The sequence below is a fragment of the Desulfocurvus sp. genome (genome assembly GCF_023230885.1).
Lineage (GTDB): Bacteria > Desulfobacterota > Desulfovibrionia > Desulfovibrionales > Desulfovibrionaceae > Desulfocurvus.
In genome coordinates this window covers 1-6,725 of sequence record NZ_JALNWM010000196.1, presented here as the reverse complement: position 1 = coordinate 6,725, position 6,725 = coordinate 1, and the positions used below count along the sequence as shown (strand labels likewise).

General features: G+C 71.6%; 7 protein-coding genes. All 7 read right to left on the bottom strand.

From position 1 onward, the window contains the following. Nucleotides 1-140: 140 nt before the first annotated feature. Nucleotides 141-353 (bottom strand): hypothetical protein, encoded by a 213-nt coding sequence (locus M0P34_RS12680; RefSeq protein WP_291499710.1) that lies wholly within the window; start codon nt 351-353, stop codon nt 141-143. Between the two features lie 56 nt (nt 354-409). Beyond that, nucleotides 410-862: a metal-dependent hydrolase gene (locus tag M0P34_RS12675; protein WP_291499708.1), complete on the bottom strand. Its 453-nt coding sequence runs from the start codon at nt 860-862 to the stop codon at nt 410-412. 290 nt (nt 863-1,152) lie between these two features. Next, on the bottom strand, nt 1,153-2,319 hold the full coding sequence (locus tag M0P34_RS12670; protein ID WP_291499706.1) for a SufD family Fe-S cluster assembly protein: 1,167 nt from the start codon (nt 2,317-2,319) through the stop codon (nt 1,153-1,155). Further along, complete coding sequence (locus M0P34_RS12665) at nt 2,316-3,125, bottom strand: ABC transporter ATP-binding protein (RefSeq protein WP_291499702.1); 810 nt, start codon at nt 3,123-3,125, stop codon at nt 2,316-2,318. Before M0P34_RS12665 ends, M0P34_RS12670 begins: the two co-directional genes overlap by 4 nt. 107 nt (nt 3,126-3,232) lie before the next feature. Beyond that, nucleotides 3,233-3,973 carry a rhomboid family intramembrane serine protease gene (locus M0P34_RS12660; protein ID WP_291499700.1) on the bottom strand — a complete coding sequence of 247 codons (741 nt, stop codon included), beginning with the start codon at nt 3,971-3,973 and terminating at the stop codon, nt 3,233-3,235. Then, nucleotides 3,970-5,625 (bottom strand): dephospho-CoA kinase, encoded by a 1,656-nt coding sequence (locus tag M0P34_RS12655; RefSeq protein WP_291499698.1) that lies wholly within the window; start codon nt 5,623-5,625, stop codon nt 3,970-3,972. Before M0P34_RS12655 ends, M0P34_RS12660 begins: the two co-directional genes overlap by 4 nt. A gap of 8 nt (nt 5,626-5,633) precedes the next feature. Next, complete coding sequence (locus M0P34_RS12650; RefSeq protein WP_291499696.1) at nt 5,634-6,377, bottom strand: hypothetical protein; 744 nt, start codon at nt 6,375-6,377, stop codon at nt 5,634-5,636. Between the last annotated feature and the right edge of the window lie 348 nt (nt 6,378-6,725).

The following is a 6,725-nucleotide window of genomic DNA, read 5'->3' as shown; positions in this document are numbered from 1 at the left end:
TTCTACGAACCCAACCCGGCCCTGGCCCCCGGGCGGGACGGCGACGGGAACTGAGCCGGACCCGGGCCCTTGGCCGTGAAAAAGCCCCGGGGCGCCTTGGCGCCCCGGGGCTTTTTCACGGCCAAGGGCCCGGGTCCGGTTCAGTTCCCGTCGCCGTCCTGCCCGGGGGCCAGGGCCGGGTTGGGTTCGTAGAACTCGCAGCAGCCGCAGGCCTCGGTCAGGCATTCGTAGCGCGGGGGCTCCCCGCCCGCCTCCCCGGGCGGGCGGAACAGGCAGACCCCCTCCACATCGCACAGGATGGGCTTGTCCTTGGGGGGCACCCAGTGCAGGCAACGGGCACAGATCTTGCGCATCGGTTTTCCTTACTGGCCTGGGGCGGGGAGGGTCGGCCCTGCACGGGCGCCCGGGATCATAGCAGCGCGTCGAGCGCCAGGTGCGAGAGGTAGCCCAGCACGGCGGCGACGTAGAACGGCACCAGCGCCAGGGGCTCCACGCCGTAGAAGGCCACCGGCAGCACCAGGATGGGCAGCGGGACAACCAGCATGGCCCACCAGCTGTGCGTCCAGCCCCGGTGGTGGCCCAGGGCCGGCAGCATGGCGGCGAACCCCAGCACGGCGGCCCAGCGGTACTGCCCGCGCACCAGGAGCCCCAGGTCCACGGCGGCCAGGATGGCGTAGAACAGCCCCCGGCCCTTGGAGTCCGTGTCCACATCGGGGAACAGCGCCGCCAGCACGCACACGGCGACAAGCACGCTGCCCAGAAGCGGCCCCGGTTCATGGGCCGGGAGCCAGGCTCCAAGAGCCGCCCAGGCGCACCCGGCCACAAGACCGGCGCCCGCCAGGTGTCCCTTGTATCCCGGCATCCATCCTCTCGGTCTGCATGGGGACCGCCCGCGCGTCGTCCTGCGGCTCCCCCGCCGCAGGGCGCAAACGATCCGTCCACCCTTTCTCGCAATCGAACAAACACGGGCCGTTGCGGTCCGTGCCTGCGGTTGTGTTCCATTTCCCGGCCGCCGTCAACCGACGTGAATCTTTTCCCGAGGCCGGGGACGCCCCGAAACGGGCGCGAAAAAGCCCGGGGGCCGTGCCGCCCCCGGGCCTTGCGCCCGGCCGCCGCCTCCCCCGCGCCCAGGGCGCCGGGGGCCGCGCGCCGCTACATGGCGTCGCTGGAGTCGAGCTGGTCGATCTGCTCGCTGATGGCCTGCTGGAGCTTCTCGGGCAGGCCGTCCATGTCCACGTTGAGGAAGCCGCGCACGATGGTGGAGGTGGCCTCGTCCTCGTCCATGCCGCGCGCCTGGAGGTACTCGATCTCCTCCTGGGCGATCTTGCCCACGGCGGCCTCATGGGACAGTTCCACGCCCTCCAGGGTGCCGTCCAGCTCGGGGATGGCCCAGATGCGGCCCTCGCCGATGATCAGCCCCTTGCACTCCAGGTGCCCGCGCGCGGGCACGGCGTTGGCCGTGATGTTGGCCGGGGCGATGATGGTGCCGCCGGTGGTCATGGTCCGCGAGATGATCTCGCCGCGCGTGCCCGGGGCGTTCAGGTTGATGCGGCTGCCGGAGTTCACATGCGAACCGGCCGGGGCGACGATGACCGAGTTGAAACGCGCCACGGCGCCCTCGCCCGCCAGGGTGATGGCCGGGTAGGATTGCAGCGTCTTCACGGGCTTGAGCAGCACATAGTTGTTCTGGAACACGCCCCCGGCCTCCACGACCCCCGCGGTGCGCGGGCGGACCACCGTGTTGTGGCCCCAGTTGTGGATCATGGTGAAGGTCAGCTTGCCGCCCTTCTTGATGAAGAACTCGCTGATGCCCAGGTGCGCGGCGGACTGGTCCTCGCCCGCCACGGCGCAGCCGGTGATGATGTGCAGCTCCGAGTCCTCCTCGACGATGACCACGTTGTGGACGTTCTGGCCCACGGCCTGGCCCTTGAGGAACAGGCAGGACTGCACGGGCTCCTTGATGCGCGCCCCGGGCCGGGTGCGCACGAAGTAGCCGCCGTGCAGGTTCTCGCGCGCCGCGCGGGTGAACTCGTCCTTGTCGGGGTCCACCTGGGTCCAGAAGTGGCCGGGCAGGCCGTCGTACTTCTTCAGGGCGCGCTTGATGTCCAGGATCTCGACCCCGGGGTTGCTGGAATGGCAGTGGACCCCGGAGTGGTCCATGTGCAGGAACGATCCGGCGCGGTCCTTCTGGTCCACGTCCACGCCCGCGTAGAGCAGGCGCTTCTTGTCGGCCGCGTCCAAGGTGGAGAGGTCCTCGATGCCGGGGGCCTGGGCGCCGTCGAAGGAGAAGTCGGAGAGCTTGAATTCGGGTCCGGTCATTGCGCGCCTCCCAAGGATTCCTGGATGCTGCCCGGCTGGCTCAGGCAGCGCACGCACTCCTGGTAGCCATAGCGGCCCACATGGTCGAGAATGTCGCGCGGGCGGGCCTCGCAGCACAGATGGCCGTTGTACATGACCTGCCCGCGGTCGGCGTTGACGTATTCCAGGATGTAGCCGGTGTGGGTGATGATCAGCCCGGCGGTCCTGCGGCGCGATTTCTGCTCCTTCATGGACACGCCCGGGGTGGGCTCGATGAAGCCGTCCAGCAGCCTGCGCGCCGTGGTGCCGATGAGCTTCATGTTCTCCAGGTCCACCCCGGACTCGGGCTCGTCGAAGAGCACCAGGTCCGGAGCCTGGGCCATGAGCTGGAGCAGTTCGGAGCGCTTGATCTCGCCGCCGGAGAAGCCCGCGTTGATGTCGCGGTCCAGGAAGGTGTCGAAATTGACCCGCCCGGCCATTGCCTCCACGTCGACGCCGTTCTTGTTGTTGCCGTGGGCGGCGCACATCTGCACCAGGTGGCGGGTCTTGAGGCCGTGGATGGTCGGCGGGCGCTGGAAGCTCATGCCGATGCCCAGGCGCGCGCGCTCGTGGATGGGCGCGTGGGTGATGTCCACGTCCTTGAACAGGATGCGGCCTTCGGTGATGGTGTAGTTGCCAAAGCCCATGAGGGTCATGAGCAGGGTGGTCTTGCCCGAGCCGTTGGGGCCGAACAGGATGAACGTCTCGCCCTCGGCGATCTCCAGGTCGATGCCGCGCAGCACCTCCCGCTCGCCGATCCGCACATGCAGATTCTCGATTTTCAACATTGGCGTCCCTCGATTCGGATTGCGCCGGGAGGGGGCCCCGCCCGCGCGCCCAAAACCAATAAACAGATTTGCGGAAAAGTCCACTCCCGGGACGGCGCGGCCCGCGTTCAGCGCCGCAGGAAGGGGAAGCGGCGCAGGGGGTCGTCCTCGGGCGCCACGCAGAAGCGGCAGCGCCCCGGGCGGCGGAACAGCGGCAGCAGCACCGCCCCGGCGACGAAGCCCCCGGCGTGCGCCCACCAGGCGATGCCCCCGCCCTGCCCCGGGGCCACCAGCCCCGCCACGCCCGAAAAGAACTGCGACAGGAACCAGAAGCCCAGGAAGATCACGGCGGGCAGGTCGAAAATCAGCGGGATGAAGAACAGCGGCACCAGGGTCGTCACCCGCGCGTGGGGGTAGAGCAGGAAATAGGCGCCCATGACCCCGGCTATGGCCCCGCTGGCGCCCACCACGGGCACCGGCGAGTGCATCTCGAACACATAGTGGACCCCCAGTGCCGCCAGCCCCGAGCAGACGTAGAAGCACAGGAAGCGCAGCGGCCCCATCACGTCCTCGATGTTGTCGGCGAAGATCCAGAGCGTCCACATGTTGGCCAGGAAATGCAGCCAGCCGCCGTGCAGGAACATGTAGGTCAGAAAGGCGTACTGCCCGTGGGGCGGGAAGCCCACCTGGGCCGCCAGGGCCGGCTCGGAAAAACGCAGCGGGACGACCCCCAGCAGATGGAAAAGCACCTCGCGGGCCTGGGGGCCAAGGCTCAGGGTCCAGGAAAAGGCCAGGGCGTTGCAGGCGATGATGGCCCAGGTGGCCCAGGGCGTATGCACCCGGGGGATGCTGTCGCGCAGGGGGATCACGGCGCGTCCTGGGGGTCGGGGGTCCACAGGGCGTCCAGGGCCCGGGCCGTGCGCTCCCGGCGCCCGGCCGCCAGCCCGCGCAGGGCCGCGAGCACCCGCCGGGCCTCGGCGGCCAGGGCCTCCAGGTCGGCGCCGTTGTCGGCCACAAGGTCGCAGCGGGCCAGCTTGTCGGCCTCGGGCCACTGCCAGGCCTCCAGGGTGGCCTGGGTCGCGTCGTCCCAGCCGCGCAGCTCGCGCAGCCGGGCCCGGCGCACGGCCTCGGGGCAGTGCACGCCAAGGACCGCGTCCACCAGCCCCTGGGCGGGCCAGCCGCCCTCCAGCAGCAGCGGCACCTCGGCCACGGCCACCCCGGCCCGGGCGTGGGCGCGCCAGAACTCCTCCAGCCGATGGCGCACAAGGGGATGAACCATGTCCTGCACCTCGCGGCGCAGGGCCTCGCCCGAGCGCATCAGCTCCAGCAGCGCGGCCTTGTCCACGGGGCGGCCGTCGGGGGCCAGGGCCGCGCCGAAGCGGCGGCGCAGGAGCACCCAGCCGTCGGCCCCCGGGCCGTAGAGTTCGGCCACGCAGCGGTCCGCGCTGAACACGGGCAGCCCCGCCCCGGCCAGGAACCCCGCCAGGGCTGACTTGCCGCAGCCGGGCATGCCCACCAGCCCCACGCGCAGCGCCGTCTGGCCCAGGGCCAGGGCCAGGGCCTGGAAATCCTCGGGCGGCGGGGTCCAAAGGCTCAGGGCCGCGCCGGTCTGCGGATGGGTGAAGCCCAGGCGCCAGGCGTGCAGCATCTGGCGCCCGGCCAGGGCCGGGTCCAGCCCCGTGACGGCGGCGAACTCGGCGTGCTGGCGCGAGCCGTAGACCGCGTCGCCCAGCAGGGGGTGCCCGATATGGGCCATGTGTACGCGGATCTGATGTGTGCGCCCGGTGTGGATGCGCACCAGCACGAGGCTGGCCACTCCGCCGGGCGCGGCCCACAGCACCCGCCACGACGTGTGCGCCTGGCGCCCGCCCGAGGGCAGGACGGCCATTTTCGTCTTGTGCCGGGGGTCGCGGCCCAGGGGCGCGTCGATCTCGCCCCACGGTTCGACCCGGGGCCGGGGCACGCCGTGGACCAGGGCCAGGTATTCCTTGCGCACCCGGCGCAGGGCGAAATCCTCGGCCAGGGCCAGCCGCGTGGCCTCGTCCAGGGCCACCAGCAAAAGCCCCGAGGTGTCCTTGTCGATGCGGTGGACGATGCCGGGGCGCGGGCCGTCCATGAGCGCGGCCTGCGGCCAGCGGTGCAGCACGCGGTGGACCAGGGTGCCCGTCTCCAGGCCGGGGGCGGGATGGACAGTGAGCCCGGCGGGCTTGTCCACCACCGCCAGCCGCGCGTCCTCGTGGACCACGCGCAGCTCGCCCGCCTCGGGGGCCAGGGCGGTGCCCGCGGTTTCGATGCTGGCGGCCAGGGCCTCGCCCCCGGCCAGGCGCAGCCCGGGCTTGGCCGGAACCCGCCCGTCCAGGGTCACCCGGCCCTGGCGGATCATCTCCTGCACGGCCCCGCGCGAGACGCCCTCGCCCGCGAGCAGGCTGGCCAAAAACGCGTCCAGGCGCTCGCCGCGCGCGGCGCCGGGCACGGTCCAGGCCCGGGCCTGGGGCGAAGCGGGGGGAAAAGTGCCGGGCACGGCGGGCCTCAAGGCAGGTAGGCCCGCGCCAGGCGGTACAGGTCGTCGTAGCCGGCCTTGGCGCGCAGGGCCAGGACCATGTCCACGCACAGGTCCATCTTGATCTGGAAATCGGCCAGGATCTCGGCGGAGGAGGTGTCCAGGCAGGCCTTGACGAAGCTGCGGTCGTGGCCGTCGCTGGCCAGGGCCAGCCCCTGGCCGAAGAACCGGCAGCTCCCGCCGCCCAGGGGCCAGGCCGCGGCCCGGCCCTCGCGCCGGGCCCACAGCACATAGAACATGAGCCGCACCAGGAGCTCCTCGGCGCCCAGGGCGGTGTCCACCGCCAGGGTCGTGCCCTCGCCGCCCTGTTCCACGAAGCGCACCATGTCCAGGGCCAGGCGGGTCACGCCCTCCTCGCCCAGGTTCGGGTCGGGCAGGCGCGCGAGCATCCGCGCCAGGGCCAGGCGCGGGTTCTCGGCGGCGGCCATGGACAGCAGCGCGTCGCGCATCAGCCCGAGCTTCTGGCCCAGCTCGCGCAGGGCGGTGTCGCGGCGGCGCAGCCCCGCGCGGCGGATGGTGGCCTCGTCCAGCCCGCACAGCCCGAGGTCGAGCATATAGCGGATGAAGGGCTCCGAGGTGTTGGCGGCCTCGTCCTGGAGCGTCCGGGGCGCGAACTTCGGGCCCATGACCTTGCGCAGCGACAGCCAGTAGGCCGCCACGGCCTCGATGGGCATCTGGCGCAGATTCAGTTCCTGGTGCGCGGTCTCGGTCACGGGCTGTCCTCGTCGCGGTTGCGTTATCCGCCCATTATCCATTGAAGGGGCGCCCTTGGCAAGCCGCGCCCGCACGGGACGGCGCACTGGGCGCAACGGGCAAGGCGGACGCGACCAGCGCCCGCCCCCAGGCCCCCGCCCCGGCGACTGGCAGGCGCCACGGGGCGCCGCACCCGAAGGGCTTGCCCCCGGAGAAAAAAACGTGTTTATACTGCGGACGTTGCGCGCACAGCCCCACGCCGGACCGGCGCCCGCACGGCGCCACGACGACGGAGACCCACGGCCATGCTCCTGAACGACGACATCGCGCTGCCACGCAGCATTTTCGAAATCCGCCCCGGCCTGCAG